General features: G+C 54.1%; 13 protein-coding genes. 11 read left to right on the top strand and 2 right to left on the bottom strand.

All coding sequences use genetic code 11. The features are described 5' to 3' along the window. The first annotated feature begins 122 nt into the window (after positions 1-122). The 9 genes from FPZ49_RS04500 (at position 123) to FPZ49_RS04460 (ending at position 13819) form a co-directional block, all read left to right on the top strand. The gene (locus FPZ49_RS04500; RefSeq protein ID WP_144843803.1) at positions 123-1436 is read left to right on the top strand and encodes an ABC transporter substrate-binding protein; all 1314 of its coding nucleotides are present in this window, start codon (positions 123-125) and stop codon (positions 1434-1436) included. Position 1437: 1 nt separating this feature from the next. Further along, a complete protein-coding gene (locus FPZ49_RS04495; RefSeq protein WP_222429867.1) occupies positions 1438-2931 on the top strand; it encodes a glycoside hydrolase family 43 protein in 1494 nt (497 codons plus the stop codon). A 28-nt stretch (positions 2932-2959) separates the two neighbouring features. Next, positions 2960-4564 carry an arylsulfatase gene (locus FPZ49_RS04490; protein WP_144843800.1) on the top strand — a complete coding sequence of 535 codons (1605 nt, stop codon included), beginning with the start codon at positions 2960-2962 and terminating at the stop codon, positions 4562-4564. Between the two features lie 75 nt (positions 4565-4639). Beyond that, positions 4640-6952: a helix-turn-helix domain-containing protein gene (locus FPZ49_RS04485; RefSeq protein WP_186445613.1), complete on the top strand. Its 2313-nt coding sequence runs from the start codon at positions 4640-4642 to the stop codon at positions 6950-6952. A gap of 119 nt (positions 6953-7071) precedes the next feature. Next, complete coding sequence (locus FPZ49_RS04480) at positions 7072-8028, top strand: ABC transporter permease (RefSeq protein WP_186445612.1); 957 nt, start codon at positions 7072-7074, stop codon at positions 8026-8028. A 6-nt stretch (positions 8029-8034) separates the two neighbouring features. Further along, the gene (locus FPZ49_RS04475) at positions 8035-8937 is read left to right on the top strand and encodes a carbohydrate ABC transporter permease (RefSeq protein ID WP_186445611.1); all 903 of its coding nucleotides are present in this window, start codon (positions 8035-8037) and stop codon (positions 8935-8937) included. A 29-nt stretch (positions 8938-8966) separates the two neighbouring features. Beyond that, complete coding sequence (locus FPZ49_RS04470) at positions 8967-10613, top strand: extracellular solute-binding protein (protein WP_144843794.1); 1647 nt, start codon at positions 8967-8969, stop codon at positions 10611-10613. 77 nt (positions 10614-10690) lie between these two features. Further along, entirely contained in the window at positions 10691-12145 is a 1455-nt protein-coding gene (locus tag FPZ49_RS04465) for a sulfatase family protein (RefSeq protein ID WP_144843791.1), read from the top strand. Between the two features lie 45 nt (positions 12146-12190). Continuing rightward, positions 12191-13819, top strand: a complete 1629-nt coding sequence (locus tag FPZ49_RS04460; protein WP_222429866.1) for an arylsulfatase — start codon at positions 12191-12193, stop codon at positions 13817-13819. 2 nt (positions 13820-13821) lie between these two features. Here the strand turns inward: FPZ49_RS04460 and FPZ49_RS04455 are convergent, their stop codons facing one another. Continuing rightward, on the bottom strand, positions 13822-14733 hold the full coding sequence (locus tag FPZ49_RS04455; protein ID WP_144843788.1) for an ArsR/SmtB family transcription factor: 912 nt from the start codon (positions 14731-14733) through the stop codon (positions 13822-13824). 18 nt (positions 14734-14751) lie between these two features. After that, a complete protein-coding gene (locus FPZ49_RS04450; protein ID WP_144843785.1) occupies positions 14752-15570 on the bottom strand; it encodes an AraC family transcriptional regulator in 819 nt (272 codons plus the stop codon). A gap of 169 nt (positions 15571-15739) precedes the next feature. Here FPZ49_RS04450 and FPZ49_RS04445 point away from each other — a divergent pair, with 169 nt between their 5' ends. Further along, positions 15740-17149, top strand: coding sequence for a sulfatase family protein (locus FPZ49_RS04445; protein WP_144843782.1), 1410 nt, complete (start codon positions 15740-15742; stop codon positions 17147-17149). 30 nt (positions 17150-17179) lie between these two features. Beyond that, complete coding sequence (locus tag FPZ49_RS04440; protein WP_261381241.1) at positions 17180-18325, top strand: enolase C-terminal domain-like protein; 1146 nt, start codon at positions 17180-17182, stop codon at positions 18323-18325. Positions 18326-18357: the final 32 nt, after the last annotated feature.

Raw genomic sequence — 18357 nt, 5'->3', positions numbered from 1 at the left:
TTTCCGAACGGTTTTTCGTATTCACAAAATAGGTAATATATACTATAATTTCTATGTATATTAATATTATACTATGTTATCGCTTACATACCTCTTCATAACCAACAAGGGAGTCGAAGAACATGAAAGTGAACCGATGGTTGAGCTCGGCCATGCTGCTTGCGACTGTATTGTATGCTGTAACCGGATGCTCGAAGGGGGAAGAGACCTCCAGCGTGTCTACTGTGCCAACCACGGAAGAAGCTCCGCCTAGCTCGAGTGAGCCCGTCACTTTGATTATGTATCAGGTTGGTTCTGGGATTGAGGATAACGAATTCAAGGAAATCATTGCCGACCCGGTCAAGAAAAAATATCCGAATATTACGGTAGAGCTGCAAAGGCTTCAGCAGGGGACCACGCTGGAGAGTGCAGTCGCGGCTCAGCAATATCCGGACCTCATCTTTGCCGGCATTTTGGATGTAAACCGGCTGAAGGATCTCGGGCTTGTCACCGATCTGAACCCCTACATCAAGAAATACAAGTACGATCTGAGCCAGCTGCAAACGTCTACCACCGATATGGTCGCGAAATACAGCGATAAGGGCGAAATGCTCGCGATGCCTTTTACCTTGGGCTTCCCGATCATGTATTACAACAAGGACATCTTCGACAAGCTGGCCGTGCCTTACCCTAAAGACGGGATGTCTTGGGAGGAGACGATCGCTCTGGCCAAGCGAGTAACGGTGAACGATAACGGGACCCAATATCAGGGCTTTGATAATGGCGTCGCCTTTGCGCGCCTGTCGCTATCGATGCTTCAAGATAAGTATGACGCCAAGCGGGAGAAAGCGCAGCTCACGACACCGGGCTGGGCCCGGGTGCTGAATTATTTCAAGGAATGGAGATCGATTCCGGGGAACAGCGAGCCGGGTACGCTCAAGATGTTCCAGGAAGGGAAGCTGGCCATGAAGGCCGACTACAATGGCGCTCTGGCTCAATTCGAGGATATGGCGAAGAAGGGCGATCCGCTGAATTGGGATATGGTCACACAGCCTACGTTTTCAGATCAGCCCTATGTGGTGGATACGCCGCTGCAAATTCTGCTGATGTCCGGCACGAGCAAGCATAAGGACGAGGTGTTTAAAGTATTCGAGGTCGTGACCGGGAAGGAATCTCAGCTGAACCTGTCCAAAAATGCGCGGCCTTCTGTGCTCAAGGATGCGGAAGTGCAAAAGGTGTTCGGCCAAAACTTCCAGTCCCTGAAGGGGAAAAATATAGCTGCGCCGTTTAAATATAAATATTCGCCGATCAATGTGGCCAGCCGGTACGACGACATTATCAATAAATACATCAACAGCGCATCCACACAAGTCGTGAAAGGCGTCGATGTCAACACCGCACTGAGGGAAGCTGAGGAAGCGGCGAATAAAGAGATCCAGAGCATGCTGGTGAAATAACGTGAACGTGAACAATCGTGTAAAACGGCTTAGGCGGATCGCTTCCATCGTGCTTATATTTCTAATCTTCCTTGCTGCAGGGTGCAGCGCTTCCGAATCAGCCGCAGCTGTGAAGGAGAAGCCCGAGAGTGCCGCTCCAGCGCCAGCCTACTATCAAAACCCATTGATCAAAAACGTGGCGGATCCGAGTGTGATCCGGGCGCCTGACGGCACCTATTACGCATATCCGACCGGCGGAACCAGGTTCGTGGCGTATTCCTCCCGCGATCTTGCTCATTGGACAGCGGAGGGCGTCGTTCTGAGCGGGGCGGAGGTAAAATGGGCGGTCAATAAGTTTTGGGCGCCTGAGGTCGTCGAGCATGCGGGGAAGTATTATATGTTCTTTTCGGCAGCGGCGGCGGACGGTATCCCGAAAATTTCAGTCGCCATCAGCGACTCGCCGAAAGGGCCGTTCAAGCATCCTTCGGAGAAGCCGGTCTTTGACTTCGGATTCGGCACCATTGATCCGTTTGTTTTCAAGGATGACGATGGAAGAATGTATCTTTATTTTACGAAGGAACTTTTTCAGGTCGACTCCCATAAGGAGAGCCAAATCTTTGTAGCGGAGCTTAGCTCGGATCTGCTCTCCGTGAAGGGGGAGCCGAAGCAGCTGACGAGACCGGAGCAGGCGTGGGAAATTCAAAGCGGCAATATGCGCTGGAATGAAGGGTCGTACGTGCTGAAACGAAACGGAATGTATTACCTCATGTATTCGGCCAATTGCTATTGCGGCAAGCGGTACGGCGTCGGGTACGCTACCTCGAAGCAGGCGATGGGCCCTTTTGTGAAATATGAGAAAAATCCGATTTTGCAGGCCACCTACGATCAGGTTTCAGGAACCGGTCACCATACGATAGCCAGCTCCCCCGATGGGAAAGAGCTATTCATACTGTACCATTCCCATATCGATCCGCTGAAGGGCGGGGGCGATAGGCAGATGAATATGGACCGGATCGGCTTTCGGCCGGATGGGACGCTCTATGTGAATGGGCCGACGATTACGAAGCAGCCGATGCCTTCGGGGACTACCGGGTGGAGCAATATCGCTGGGGAGGCGACATTCACGGCCAGCTCCTCCAAGGCAGGGTTCCCTCCCGACAATCTGAAGGATGGCATGTACGCCGTCACGGTGAAAGATGGCAGCGGCGAATGGATAACCGATCTCGCTGCGAAGGCGAAGGGCGCTTGGGTCAAGCTGGCGTGGAGCAAGCCCCAAACGATATCCGATATTTTATTGTACAACAGTGCTGAGGATCGCAGAAAAGTAGGGACCGGGCAGCTGTATGTGGATGACGATCAAACACCGATCGAGGTGACCTTTCCGAAGGAGCCCGGAGCGGCCGCCATCGTTACGGTGGCTCGAAAGAACGTAAAATCCGTCAAGCTGATGCTTAGCCGTACCCAGGCTGAAAGTGCAGAAGCCGGATTGTCCGAGATCATCGTACTCGGGAAATGAAACTACAACCATACAAGGAGTGTTCACCGTGCAAAAACGTCCTAATGTACTGATCATTTTGAACGATGATATGGGGTACTCGGATATTGGCTGCTTCGGAGGCGAAATCCAGACTCCGAACCTGGACCGACTGGCTGACGGGGGTCTCCGGCTGACGCAATTCTACAATACGGCGCGCTGCAGCCCGTCCCGTGCTTCGCTGTTGACCGGACTGCATCCGCACCAAACGGGGATCGGCATTCTAGTGGACGACCAGCGTCCGGAGGGCTATGCGGGCAACCTGAGCGCGAACTGCGTCACCGTGGCTGAGGTGCTGAGAGAAGAAGGCTACCGAACGTACATGAGCGGCAAATGGCATGTGGCAACCAGCAAGACGGAGCCTACCGACACCTGGCCTAAGCAGCGGGGCTTCGACAAATATTACGGCATCATCGCCGGATCGGCCAATTACTTTTACCCCGTGACGCTGACCAGGGATAACGAAAACATTGAGCATGAGGCCTTAAACGACCCGGAGTTCTACTTTACGGATGCGATTGCCGATGAGGCGGTCGGCTATATTCGGGAGCATGCCAGCAAATACCCAGAGCAGCCCTTCTTCTTATATACGGCGTTCACCTCTCCGCACTGGCCGCTTCATGCGCTGCCGGAGGATATTGCTAGGTATAAGGGGCGGTTTAGCAATGGCTGGGACCGTCTGAGAAAAGAACGACTGGAGCGGATGATCGAGAAAGGAATCATCGATCCGAAGTGGAGGCTGAGCGAGCGGGATCCGGCAGCTCCGGCCTGGGAAGATGAGGAGCATAAGGAGTATCGCGAGCTTTGCATGGAAATTTATGCGGCGCAGATTGATCGCATGGATCAAGGCATCGGCCGAATCATCCGGCAATTGGAAGAGAGCGGGCAGCTGGACAATACGCTGATTATGTTCCTTTCCGATAATGGAGGCTGCGCGGAGGAGCTGGCTCCCGGTCCTGGGACTAATCTGGTTCGCGGCAAGTCGGCGAGAGCTGAAACAAAAAAAGGCGAGCCGGTGCTGTTCGGAAACACGCCGGGCATTATGCCGGGCGGGGAAACGACCTATCAAAGCTATGGCTTATGCTGGGCCAATATGTCCAATACGCCGTTCCGCTTATATAAGCATTGGGTCCATGAAGGAGGCATTTCCACCCCTTTCATCGCGCATTGGCCGGAGCGAATCAAAGATCAAGGGGCTCTGCGACATACCCCCGGTCAGCTGACAGATATTATGGCTACGATCCTGGAGGCTACGGGAGCCAACTATCCTTCGGAGTTTAACGGGAACACGATTCCGGCTTTTGAAGGACAAAGTCTTCTGCCGGTGTTCGACGGGGATGCGGAGCGGGAGAAGCCGCTGTTCTGGGAGCATGAGGGCAACTCGGCCGTTCGCATCGGGAAGTGGAAGCTGGTGCGTAAATATCCGGGAGCTTGGGAGCTATACGATATCGAAGCGGATCGCACGGAGCTGCATAATCTGGCGGACTCGGACGAGCAAAAGGCTCGAGTGCTGGACATGTCGCTGCAATATGAGGCCTGGGCGTCACGCTGCGGGGTTATCCCAAGAGAGAGCATCCTGAAGTGGATGGAATCGAAGAAAAAAGTGAATTCATAAGCATAATATTAGGAAGGAGTTCGGCGAAACGACCGTGCTCCTTTTTTTTCAATGGAAGTAAAAGGGGGGTCTAGATTGACCAAGGAGCCGCGCCTCAAAATGGAGTCTTTGCTGATGCTCCGATTTGTGCTGCCGTTGTTCATTGTCTTAACGATGTCGCTGATGGTTGGGGTCTGGATTTATGTCCGTACGGCAAGTGTTCTGGGGGAAGAGGTCAAGACATCGAACCGCTTATTGCTGGAGCAGGGGATGAATGTGCTGGATAAGCGCTGGGAAGCGATTGACATCTTCATCAGACGCATCACCGAGGATTCGAAGGTGGTTAGACTGCAGCAGACCGATGAGCCGTTCAGTTCATCGAACCTGTACCGGACGATCGAAGCGCGAAGCAGGCTTCAGGATTACTACAGCCCGAACGAGCTGGTGGCGGGCTATTATATCCTGTTTAAGAACAACGAGCTGGTCTTAAACAACGATTACACCGCCAATCTGAAGGATTTCGCCGAGTATGTGCAGTATCCGGATCGCCCGAAGGGGTATATTACTTCCTTGGTTCAAGCCTACCATTATCGCGATCTCGTTCCTGCCGAGCCGGTCACGCTGCAGGGGAGAACCACCTCGCTGCTGACCTACATGCGTTCCTTTGGCTTCGCGAACCGTCCGAATGGAACCGTGCTGGTGCTGATCAACAACAGTGAAATTACCAAGCTGTTTGGCGGCTTTAAAACGGACGGGGGCTGGGCTTATATCGCGGACGAAAAGGGGAATCTGGTGACCAGCATCGTCGGACCGGGAGCCAAGCTGCCAGGGGAGCACCTGCAGCTGCCGGGCGGTAGCGGTGTGTTGAGCCGCCAGGTCGGTACAGACGATATGGTCGTCACCTATGCGACCTCAAGCTATAACGGTTGGTCGTATGTCGCTGCACAGCCCGCCAAGATCGCCTTGAAGAAAATTAACTATATCAAGCAGATGACGGTAACTGTCTTTTTGCTGTTTATGCTGCTAAGCGGACTGATCGGCGTCTTTATGGCTTACCGAAGCAGCAAACCGGTTCGGTCCATTCTGCAAATGCTGGCCTCAGGGAGTATCAGCATGACGGCTTCCAACTCTAAGTCGCCGGGCGCGTTCGGGATCATTCATCAAGGCATTACGAAGCTGCTCACAAGCCAGCGGGAGCTTCAGGACACGATGGAGCGGCAGCGGCCTTTTCTACGCGCGGCTTTCTTTGAAAGGCTGCTTCGGGGGCAATACCAGTCGGAGCTGGACATGGAAGCGGTGAGGGAGCACGTGCGGATCGAATGGGCGGGCAGCTGCTACCAGGTGGCGCTCATGACGTTTCCGAAGCGGACCGCGGTGTATCTAGCGGCCGATCTCGAAGCGCTAAGCCGGAGCCGGCTGCGTGTCCGGGAGCTGGTCAGCGAAGCCGGGGCCGGCAGCGTGTTCGTCCATGACGTGGATGAAGATAAAATCGCACTGTTGATGCAATTCACAGATACCGAACCGGAGGTTGTGCACGAGCAGGCAGACTGCTTTTTGAGGGAGCTTCAGCAGCAGCTGCAGCAAGCCTATGGCATCGCAACCCTAATTTCGGTGGGGCCACTCTACTCGCGCCAAATGGACATTGCCCGTTCCTTCGCGGAGGCCCAGCAGGCGCTGATTCGCAGCACGGGCAGCCGGATCGTCTGGTTTGAAGAGCTTCTGCCAAATCCGAGCAGCTGCTATTACCCGGAAAGCACCGAAACGAGGCTGATCAATCTGGTGAGAACGGGTCACGTAGAGCCGCTCAGGACGCTTCTCGAGGAGCTGTATCGGCATAATTTTGTCGAACGGAGCTTGCCGGTATTTGCACTGAAGGTGTTTTATTTCGATGTGCTGGCCAGCAGCTTCAAGCTGGGCTCGGAGCTGGGGGAGTCAACACTGCAGCACGGGGCGGAGGCACTGAACGGATTAGCTGACAGCGTGGAAAGCATTGAGGCTCACTTTTTGGCGCTGAAAGCAAGGCTGGAGACGATGTGCGAGGCGGTGAGCCGGCAGCGTGCGGAGCATCATCAGCAGTGGTTTCTGGACATCTTGGCGTATGTGGACGCCGGCTATTCGGACCCGCAGCTGTCGCTTGCGCTGCTGGCGGAGCGCTATCATGTGACGGAGACCCACCTTTCAAGGCTGTTCAAGGAAAAGGTGGGGATCAACTTTTTCGAGTACCTCGAGCATCTTCGCATCGAGCATTCGAAGCAGCAGCTGCTGCATACCGGACTGCCGGTTGGTGAAATTGCGATTAGCGTCGGGTACAGCTCCTCCAACACCTTCGGCCGTGCCTTCAAAAGGTCCGTCGGCATCAGCGCCATGGCCTTCCGAAACGCCGGTAAACAAGAGCCGCTCAAAAATTGAAGAGGCCGCAACAACTGCACAACGTGGAAAATCAAGGAATGCATACGCTGCAAAACGATCCTATTTACGCGGACTCGGGCGGTTTTGTATAGTGAAGCTGTTCCGGCCGGACGCCCAATATGCAGCGCTGCTCGCTGTCGAGTAAGGAGGGATACCCTACGAAGAAGCACTCCGTTTCGCACCAAATTAAGAGAGGGTGGCAGCTCTATTTGCTGCTGGTTCTCCCGCTGCTCTACCTGCTGTTATTCCGCTACGCCCCTATGTACGGAGCACAGATCGCCTTCAAGAACTATTCGATTACGAAAGGGATCTGGGATAGTCCTTGGATCGGGTTCAATCATTTTGTTCGATTTTTCAATTCTTATGATTTCTGGCGCATTATGAAAAATACGCTGCTGCTCAGTCTTTACCATTTGGTGGCCACGTTCCCGTTTCCCGTTCTTTTCGCGCTGGGTCTTCATTACATTGCGAACGTCAGGTTTCGCAAGACGCTGCAGCTGGTGACGTATGCGCCGCATTTCATTTCCGTGGTCGTTATGGTGGGGCTGATCCTTCAATTTCTTTCTCCGAGAATTGGCCCGATGGCGGTCTTGACGGAGCGTCTTGGTCTGCATATGCCCAATGTGATGGGGGACGCCTCCTGGTTCAAGTCGGTTTACGTGTGGTCGGACGTGTGGCAGCATACCGGCTTCTCCTGCATTATTTTCATCGCCGCACTGGCAGGCATCGATCCTGCGCTGCACGAAGCGGCGCTTATGGACGGAGCATCCAAGGTACGCAGGATTTGGCACATCGATGTGCCGGGCATCATGCCGATTGCCATCATTTTGCTGATTCTCAACGTCGGCCGCATATTCGATCTGGGCTTTGAAAAAGTGCTGCTCATGCAAAATCCGCTGAATACGCGCAGCTCGGAGATTATCGATACCTACGTGTATAACGTCGGCTTGAAATCGATGGTTCCTAATTTTTCGTATGCTTCGGCGATTGGGCTGTTTAAAAATGTGATCGCTTTCATTCTAGTCATGTCGGTTAACCAGCTGTCCAAAAAATTCGGCCAATCGAGCCTTTGGTAGGGAGGGATGAACATAGAACGGGGAAACATTAAGGATTCGGCGGGGGACCGGCTGTTTAACGCCATCAATTATACCTTCATGCTGGTGATCCTGATTATCGTCTTGTATCCCGTCGTTTTCGTCGTCAGCTCCTCCTTCAGTGCCAAAGAAGCGGTGTCAGCCGGGCAAGTGCTGCTCCTTCCGGTCGGGTTCAGCCTCGAGGGCTACCAGGCCGTGTTCCGTGATCCGGCGGTGCTTCGATCGATCGCTGTTTCGGTGGGCTATACCGCAGCCGGCACGTTAATCAACGTGGTGTTGACAATTATGGCGGCTTACCCGCTGTCCAGGCGGGATCTTTGGGGCCGGGGCTTGATTATGGGGCTGTTCGCATTCACGATGTTTTTCAGTGGAGGCTTAATCCCGACCTATTTGCTGGTCAAAAATCTAAATCTGCTGGATACCCCTTGGGCGCTGCTGCTGCCGACGGCAGTGAGCATTTGGAATATGGTCATTACGCGAACGTATTTCAATGCGACGATTCCTGATGAGCTGCTGGAGGCGGCGCAAATCGACGGCTGCAACGATCTGACCTTTCTGTGGAAGGTTGTGCTACCTTTATCCGGGCCGATTGTCGCGGTTATTGCACTCTATTACGGAGTCGAGCACTGGAACCAATATTTTAATGCCTTGATGTACTTAAAGAACCCGAAGTGGTATCCGCTGCAGCTCGTACTGCGGGAAGTGCTGATCCGCAGCCAGGTCAACTCTGACATGATAGGCGATTCCAAACAGATGGCGGAGCTCGCCGGTTTGTCCGATTTGCTGAAATACTCGCTCATCGTGGTGGCTACGGCTCCTCTGATGCTGGTTTACCCATTTGTACAGCGCTATTTTGTCAAGGGCGTGATGATCGGTGCTTTAAAAGGATAAGTAAAACACGAAGGAGGGTCATTTTCACGATGAAAAAAACAACACTGATTTCGATTTCCGCGCTGCTGCTGGCAGCCGGCTGCAGTGGAGGCTCGGGAGGCGACACGGGAAGCAAGCCGCCCGCGACGGCTGAAGCACCTGCTGCACCTAGCGCGGATGCGGGAACGTTTCCGATTGCCAAGGAGAAGACGACGCTGAAGGTGCTGGCGGTAAAAAGCCCCTACGTACAGGATTACATCACTAACGATTTTACGAAATGGTACGAGGAGAAGACGAACATTAAAATCGAGTGGCAGTTTGCCACGCCGCAAGAGAAGCAGGAAAAGCTGAACCTCGTGCTGGCTGCGAACGATCTGCCGGACGTGGTTGTCGGCTTTGGCGTATCGCCCGCTCAGCAGATGGTGTACGGTCAGCAGGGCATTTTTCTCCCCCTTAACAAGCTGATCGATAAGTACGGTGTGGAAACGAAGAAAATTTTCGAGAAATATCCGGAGATCAAGCAAGCGACGACGGCGCCGGACGGTAATATTTATTCCCTGAGCACGATCGATCGTAATCCGCATACGATGCTGCCGCAGAAGATGTGGATCAACACCGAATGGCTGAAAAAGCTGAATTTGGAAATGCCGAAGACGACGGACGAGTTTGAGCAGGTGCTGAAGGCTTTTAAGGAAAAGGATCCGAACGGCAACGGCAAGGCCGACGAAATCCCGATGATCGGCGGAGTCCAGGATAAGATGACCGGGGTCGACAGCTTTTTGATGAACTCTTTTATCCTGAATGATTACTCGGCGAACCAGCTCATCTTCGATGAGAAAGGCAGCATTGACGTCAACTTTAATAAACCGGGCTACAAGCAGGGCCTCCAATATTTAAATAAACTGTATGCCCAAGGGCTGATTGCTCCGGAATCGTTCACCTTAAATAACGACCAGATGAAGACGCTGGTAGAGAACGGGGATGCGCGGGTCGGCGTCATTTCTTCCACGATTCCGCAAACCTTCTCCAACATTACAGGTACAAGGTGGCTGAATTACAAGACCGTGCCTCCGCTCAAGGGTCCAGGTGGTCTGCAGCAATCGCCTTATCGGTATTACGGCTTTAACGGCGGAAACCTTCTGATTACGAAAGCAGCGAAAAACCCGGAGCTAGCCTTACGCTGGGCAGACGCGCTCTTCAACAGCGAGATCGGAATGTCCGCCAATATCGGCTCGGAGGGTGTAGGCTGGAAGAAGCCGACGAACAATGAGCTGGGGCTCAACGGCAAGCCGGCCAACTGGGTTCGAATCCTTGCCTTCGGCACGATGCAGAACAATACCTGGATGCAGACTACGCCTTATCATAATTCTCGCGAAATGTTCGAGGGACTTGCGGCAGGGCCGAATGAAATTCCTCGGATCCTGTATGACGAAACCCAGAAAAATTACGATGCTTATAAAACGAAGGCGGAGCAGACCGTACCGCCGATTTTCTTCAACGATGTGCAGTCCGCGGAGCTTAGCGATCTGGAGAAGACAATTAAGGATTATGTGAAAGAGATGACGACCCGGTTTATTATCGGCGACGTTGCCATCGACAAAGAATGGGATAATTACGTGAAGACGCTCGACAGCATGAACCTGAAGCGGTACATCCAGCTTTATAACGAAGGCTATAAGGCGCAGTATAAAAAATAAAGTATTTACGTTTTTGTATATACATTATAAAATAGTAATATTAATAGTAAAAATATAATAAATGGAGCGCGATAGCGATGAAGCAACCGAACATCCTCTGGATTTGTACGGACCAGCAGCGATTTGATACGCTCGGCTGTACTGGCAATTCGTTCGTAGAAACGCCGAATATTGACCACCTAGCGGCTAACGGGGTTTTATTCGAAAACGCTTTCAGCCAATCGACCGTATGTACGCCCAGCCGTGCCAGCTTTCTAACCGGAAGGTATCCGCGGACGACGCGTTGCCGGCAAAATGGGCAAAACATTCCCGAGGACGAGGTGCTCGTCACCCGGCTGCTAGCCGATAACGGCTACGGCTGCGGGTTGTCCGGCAAGCTGCATATTTCCGCCTGCCACCCTTCTGCAACCTTTGCCGGGGAACGCCGCATCAACGACGGCTATCATCAATTCCATTGGTCCCACCATCCGGAAAATAGCTGGCCGACGAATGAATATATCCAATGGGTTCGGGCGAAGGGCAAGGAGTACAATCCTCAGCCTTATGAGGGAAGCCGATATGTTCAGATCGGACCGGACGCGGCAGATCACCAGACGACCTGGTGTGCGGAGATGGCGGTTCAGTTTATTGAGGCCAATGAGGAATATGATAGCCCTTGGCTGTTCTCGGTGAACATGTTCGACCCGCATCACCCGTTTAACCCGCCGATGGATTATTTGCAGCGCTATCTGGACCGGTTGGATGAGATTCCGCTTCCTAATTACGTCGAAGGCGAGTTGGATTCCAAAACCTACGTGCAGCGCTTTGACCATCATGGCGCTTATGGGATGCCGAAGCTATACCCTTATTCCAAAATGATCGCAAGTGATCATCGTCTGTTGACCGCAGCCTATTGGGCGATGGTCGATCTGATCGATGTGCAGGTCGGGCGGATGCTGGAAGCGCTGGAGCGCACGGGGCAGTTGGATAACACGATTGTGATCTTCATGTCCGATCATGGGGAGCTGCTTGGCGATCATGGGGTGTATTTGAAGGGGCCGTTCTTCTATGAGCCGAGCGTGCATGTTCCGCTGATCATCTCTTATCCGGGCCATTACGGCCGAGGCACGAGAGTAACGGATTTGGTTGAACTGGTCGATCTCGCGCCAACGCTGCTGGAAGCCGCCGGACTGCCTAAGCATCCGGGGATGCAGGGCAAATCGCTCGGCAAGCTGCTCACGGGCGAAGCGTCAGATGCGGATTCGGGCGAGAAGCATCGGGACGATATTTATTGCGAGCATTATAATGCCAGCTCCAAGCAGGATGGGGTCGGAGGCTTCGCCACTATGGTTCGGACGGAACGCTATAAGCTGGCGGTATACCATCAAAAAGGCGAGGGGGAGCTGTACGACCTGGCGGAAGATCCGAACGAATCGGTCAATCTGTGGAATGCTCCTGAAGCGGCTGCGATCCAGATGGAGATGATGGTCCGGCTGTGCGACCGGATGGCGGAGACGGTAGACCCGCTGCCTGTTCGTTTGTCGGGCTGGTAAATCCGGAGCTGATCCTGATCCGAATAGCTGAGGGAGGGCACGACGGTGGATAAACGGCCGAATGTCATGATCATTCTTTGCGATGACATGGGATATTCCGATCTGGGCTGCTTCGGAGGGGAGATCGATACCCCTCATCTCGACAAGCTGGCAGCGGACGGAATTCGATGCACACAGTTTTACAGCTCGCCGCGCTGTGCGCCCTCCCGGGCTTCCATGCTGACGGGGCTGCACCCGCACCAGGCGGGGATCGGAATTCTCACCTACGACGATGGCCCCGACGGCTACCCCGGCAACCTGGGACGCAATACGGTGACCATGGCGGAGGTGCTGAGGAAGGAAGGCTACCGGACGTATTTATCCGGCAAATGGCACCTGGCCAAAGACACGGCGCATGAGAACGATACATGGCCGCTGCACCGGGGCTTCGACCGGTTCTACGGTACGCTGGCCGGATCGGGCAGCTTCTATATGCCGCATACGCTGATGCGCGGCAATGAGAACGTCGAGCACGAGACGCTGGAGGAAGGCTTCTATTACACGGATGCGATCACGGAGCATGCGATCAGCTGCATTCGGGATCATCTGCAGCAGTGCACGGAGCAGCCGTTTTTCCAGTATGTAGCTTATACGGCGCCGCATTGGCCGCTTCAAGCTCCGGAAGAGGAAATTGAAAGGTATCGCGGGAGATTTGACCAAGGCTGGGATCAGCTGAGGGAGGAGCGCCTCACGCGCATGACCGAGATGGGGATCCTCTCGCCGACTTGGACGCCGGCGGAGCGGGATAGCGGTACGCCTTCCTGGGAAGAAGTGGATCATAAAGCGTGGCGGCAGCGCTGCATGGAGGTGTACGCTGCGCAAATTACCCGCATGGACCGCGGCATTGGCGACATCTTGGCCGCTCTTCGTGAGGCTGGCCAGCTGGACAACACGCTGATCCTGTTCCTCTCGGACAACGGTGGCTGCGCCGAGCATATTCACCCGCACCCGGAGCCGGGGGTGCCGCTCATTCCGCGCGCGACCACGCGCGAGAATAAGCCGGTGCTGCTGGGCAATCATCCGGACGTGATGCCGGGGAAGGCCGATACGTTCCAAACCTACAACTACTGGGCGTATTTATCGAACACGCCGTTTCGGCTCTATAAATCATGGGTGCACGAAGGCGGGATTGCCACGCCGCTCATTGCCCATTGGCCTGGGCGGCTTGGCCGGCCCGGTTCCATCCGTCACACCCCCGGCCAGCTGACGGATCTTATGCCGACGGTGCTGGAGGCGGCCGGTGCGGCGTACCCGAGCCGGTATGAGGGAGTGGAGGTGCTTCCCCTCGAAGGGCGCAGCCTGATGCCTGTTTTCACCAATGATCTTGATCTTGATGATCTTGATGACCTTGATTTGCCGCGGCATTTGTTCTGGGAGCATCAAGGGAATGCGGCGGTTCGCTCCGGCCATCTCAAGCTGGTCCGCGACTATCCGGGCGAATGGGAGCTGTATGATCTGCAGAAGGACCGAACTGAATCCTGCAATCTTGCCGAGCGTTACCCGGAAACGGTCGCCGCGCTGAGCAGCGAATACGAGAAGTGGGCCGCTCGCTGCAGGGTGATTCCCCGGGAGCAGATTCTGAACATCCCGGGCCGCGTGCTGAGGCAGTCGCCTTACTTTGGGTGGATGATCTAACGCTATTTTGAAAAAATGAGCTTAATGTCCTGAGGGATATTGCCGAAGTGCTTGCCGAACAAATTCAACCCGCCCCGATGCTGCGCGTCCGGCTTCACCTCGAACCGGACGAGGATCGGCTTCTCCGGGTGTAATCCCAGCTCGCTGATCGTCACACCGGTGCTTGGCTTGCCGTTCAGATACGACGCTTGCTCATCGATCGACCATTCGGTCAGCAGCCCGTATTGGGTGCCGCCCTTCCACCAAACCGGAGTCAGCCGACCCTTCGTTTCGCCGAAATCGCCGGGACTGGTGAAGGTGCCGAGCTCGTGGCCGTTGATCGACAGCGTGATGTCGGAAGGCCAATCTTCGACGAAGCCGAACGCCTCCGAGCAGATTTCTGCGCTCACCTTGAGCTCCCGAATCGGCTGGTCGGCCGAGACGGCATACGGAAATGAATATTCGACATAACCGTCGCTGCTGAACCAGATGAGCAGCGCTTCGGCACGCTCGGGCATATAAAAGGAGGACGAATCATCCACATTGCCGATGATGCCTTCGTTATTCACTAACCCGCAGGGGCTCTTCACCTGAAAAGAAGTATACATACCTACCGGCATATGAATCTCTTTCATCTTCAGGGACTCGCTCGGCACAACCGGCAAATCCAGAATCAACGTATCACAGACCCGGGAGCAAATTTTACCGCGTCCGAGCTTCTGTGCCGTATCGATCAGACCGACTTCCTCCAGCATCTGGACATTGATGGACACGGTCGGCTGGGCCACCCCCAGCACTTTCGTCAGCTCTCCGACACTCATCGGCTTCTCGCTGAGCGCCTCCAAGATGCGTAAGCGAAGCTCGTTGGACAGCGCCTTGGCCGTATCGAGCAGGAGCGGGGCAGGCACCCGTTTATTGATAAGGTTCTCATTCATGGTATTCATGCTCCTAAACTATGGACTATTTTGTTCCCTATATTCGGTAGGCGTACTGCCTGTTTTTTTCTTGAACACATTGGAAAAATAATGCGGGTCGGCATAGCCGATTCGGTATGCAATTTCACTGACGGCCATCGACGTATCCTGCAGCAGCATTTTGGCGGTGTCCAGTTTTTTGCCGAGCAGGTAGTTGTAGACGGTGGTGCCGGTCTCTTTTTTAAACAGCCGGTTGATTTGCTTGAAGGACAGGGCAAAATGACGGCTCATGGCGTTGGATTGGAACGGTTCGGCCTCCAGCCGGTTCAAATAGTGCTGCATTTGCTGTACTTCAGCGGACACCGTCGTTTGGCGCTGCTTCACCAGTCCGGATAGCTGGGTGATAATTTCCGTGCATGTCACGAGCAGCTCCATTTGCAGTCGTTCATCGTTCTGGCCGTATTGCTCTACGAGCTGAAAGCCTTTACGAAACATGGCTTCAAACGGAGCCTCCGGAATATGATAGGCCGATTGAAGATGAAACGCTTCAAACAGCTGCGGAACATTGCCTCGGAGATTAAACCATAGGTAGGTCCAATACTCCTCTTGATCGGGATCGGCGGTCACTTGGTGATTACGACCCATCGGCAGAATAAAGATGTCACCGGCTTGCGGCCGAAACGATAAGGAATCGACGGTTACATTGCCCTGTCCCTTCAGCACGTAGGCAAGCACGGTGAGCGGGGAGTTATGGCGCACATTGAGGTAATTGGAATGACAGTAATTTATGCCGAACATGCCGACGTAAATCGGCAGCTTATGAACGAAGGGAACGACGTGCAGATCGCCGTGCTTCATAGGAGCCCCCTTGTCATTTTTGTTTCATTGTATCACAGCCGTATCCGGTAGCGCACATGAAAGGATGTCCCTTTTACACACCAAGTTATCCATATCTTATATTCTTTCAGGGCGCAGGGCGATTTAAGATGAGGATAGAGACGCCATCTATTCCCGAGGAGTGATTGATTTGAAACCGAACTTGGTTTATGTATTCGCCGATCAACTGCGGCTATCTTCCTGCGGCTTCGCCGGTGACAGCAAGGCTATTACACCTAATATTGATAGACTGGCCACGGAGAGCCTGAGCTTTTCCAACGCGATTTCCGGGCATCCGGTGTGCGCTCCCTATAGAGCTTCGCTGTTTACGGGGAAATATACGACGAGCACGGGCATGGTGATCAATGAAATCCGCCTGAATCCAAACCATCGCGCCTTTGCTCATGTTCTTCATGACGAAGGCTATGACACCGCCTACATCGGCAAATGGCATCTGTGGGCCAACGAGCTTGGCCATCATTACGAAGCGCGCAATTCCTTTACCCCTCCGGGCGAGCATCGGCTGGGCTTTGACGGCTTCTGGGCGGCGTATAACTTCCACCATGAATATTACAACATGTACTATCACACCGACACGGAAGAAAAAATCCCGATGGAAGGCTATGAGCCGGACGGCCAGACCAGCATGGCCATCGAGCGGCTGAAGGAAAAGGCCGCAGCGAACAAGCCGTTCGCGATGTTTCTCTCCCTCGGAACTCCGCATGACCCATGGGATATCAGCAATGTGCCGCCGGAATATTACGAGAAGTTCAAGGATGTCGAGTTCTCGCTGCCGCCGAATTACGGGGAGCACAATGATGAGCCGTATGCAGACAACTGGGCGAAGTTCCGTCCGGGAGAGCGTGAGCAAATTACGAACTGGCTTAAGGTGTATTACGCCATGACGGCGAATTTGGATTGGAATATCGGCCGCCTAATGCAGGCTGTCGATGAGTTGGGGCTGAGGGACAACACCATCTTCATCTTTACCTCGGATCATGGCGAGCTGTTCGGAGCGCATGGCCGGAAGGGCAAAAACATTTTTTACGAGGAAGCCATCCGTGTGCCGTTCCTGCTTCGCTGGCCTGACCGCGTTCCGAAGGGCGCCGAATCGGACGTCTGCCTGAACACCTGCGACATTATGCCGACGCTGCTCTCCATGCTGGAGCTTCCGGTCCCGGCTGAGGTGGAGGGGATGGACTTGAGTCCGTTCGCCTTCGGGGAGCAGGGCGAGGAGCCGGAGGCGGCCTTCCTGCAAGGTACAGGAGCCACGGCCGCTTGGTCAGATGGACATGAGTGGAGGGCGATGCGAAGCAAGCAGTACACTTATGCCGTCTACCGTGCCGACCGGAAGGAGCTGCTGTTCGATCATGTGGCGGATCCGTACCAGATGAACAACCTGGCGGAGGAGCCGGAGTTTGAACCGGTGAAGCGCGAATTCAGGGCGATGCTTGAGAAGAAGATGAGCGAGCTCGGAGATACGTTCGAAAGCTGCAGCTGGTACCGGGATCATTGGACCGAGGATCGGATCATTTTAAGGACGGCTACGCTAAACCCATGATTTCAATTCGCTGAGAGGAGCCAGAAAATCATGATTAACTTTGCAAACCTAGAACAAACTTGGCGTATTGAGAAAATCGAGCAAGTGGTAATGCAGGGGGAACGCCGAAGACTAGCCGGGTGCAATGCAAGGCTGGGGGTACATGGCAAGGAAGTCCGATTTCCGCTGGTCCGAATTACCATGGGAGGGATTACGGGCTACAGCTGGTCCCGCGTCTCCCGTGAGGATGCCCAAGCGATGATCGGGGCCTCCGTTAGCGAAATCTTTTGCGAGGAGCAGTGGATTAAGGACCGTTTCCAAAGCATTCAGTTCCCGCTGTTTGATTGGCTGGCCAAGGTCGGAGAGATTCCAGTGTATGAGCTGTTGACCGGCAAAAAGTGGACGACGCCCCTGCAGGTTCCTTGCTATGATACCTCGCTTTATTTTGACGATTTGCACTTGGACTACGAAGCGGATGCGGTCGCTCTGCTGCAGGAAGAAGCGATGCAAGGCTACAATGAAGGCTTCCGGGGCTTCAAAATCAAAGTCGGCCGTGGCGCCATGCACATGGATTTAATGGAAGGCACCCGCAGAGATATAGCGATTGTTAACGGAATCCGAGAAGCCGTCGGCCCGGAATGCAATCTGTCCATCGATGCGAACAATGGATACAACTTGAACCTGGCGAAGCATGTGCTGAAGGAAACGGCCCACTCCAAGCTTTTGTGGCTTGAGGAAGCTTTTCACGAGGATGACCGGCTGTATCGCAACTTGAAGGACTGGATGGCCAAGGAGAACCTGAACGTGCTGATTACCGACGGTGAGGGGCTCGCTGCAAAGCCGATTGTGGAATGGGCGGAGCAGGGCTTGATCGATGCGATCCAATACGATTTGAAGGACTACGGCATTGTGAATTGGCTGAAGCTTAGCAAGCGATTGGCCAAGTCCGGGGTCAAAGCGGCACCGCATAATTACGGCGGCTTCTACGGCAACTTCGCTTCCGCTCAGGTGTATCCGGCGATCGAAGGCTTTATGTTCGTGGAATGGGATGAGGCCCAAATTCCGGGGATCGATACTTCAGGCTACCGCATTGCAGACGGTAAGGTTACCGTGCCTGGGACTCCTGGTTTCGGATTACAGATTGACGAAGCGTTTTACGAAAAGCAGGTTAGCGCAAACGGCTGGATTGCAGAATAAAACTACTTATTTGAGCGACGAAAGGACATGAA

It is taken from the genome of Paenibacillus cremeus, from assembly GCF_007786445.1.
Lineage (GTDB): Bacteria > Bacillota > Bacilli > Paenibacillales > NBRC-103111 > Paenibacillus_G > Paenibacillus_G cremeus.
The sequence above is the reverse complement of the archived record's forward strand: the minus strand, read 5'-3'. Positions and strand labels throughout refer to the sequence as shown.

Coding starts and splice junctions, on each gene's coding strand:
- FPZ49_RS04470 (WP_144843794.1), top strand. CDS start 8,967: ATGAAAAAAACAACACTGATTTCGATTTCCGCGCTGCTGCTGGCAGCC.
- FPZ49_RS04475 (WP_186445611.1), top strand. CDS start 8,035: ATGAACATAGAACGGGGAAACATTAAGGATTCGGCGGGGGACCGGCTG.
- FPZ49_RS04465 (WP_144843791.1), top strand. CDS start 10,691: ATGAAGCAACCGAACATCCTCTGGATTTGTACGGACCAGCAGCGATTT.
- FPZ49_RS04480 (WP_186445612.1), top strand. CDS start 7,072: ATGCAGCGCTGCTCGCTGTCGAGTAAGGAGGGATACCCTACGAAGAAG.
- FPZ49_RS04455 (WP_144843788.1), bottom strand. CDS start 14,733: ATGAATGAGAACCTTATCAATAAACGGGTGCCTGCCCCGCTCCTGCTC.
- FPZ49_RS04450 (WP_144843785.1), bottom strand. CDS start 15,570: ATGAAGCACGGCGATCTGCACGTCGTTCCCTTCGTTCATAAGCTGCCG.
- FPZ49_RS04440 (WP_261381241.1), top strand. CDS start 17,180: ATGATTAACTTTGCAAACCTAGAACAAACTTGGCGTATTGAGAAAATC.
- FPZ49_RS04500 (WP_144843803.1), top strand. CDS start 123: ATGAAAGTGAACCGATGGTTGAGCTCGGCCATGCTGCTTGCGACTGTA.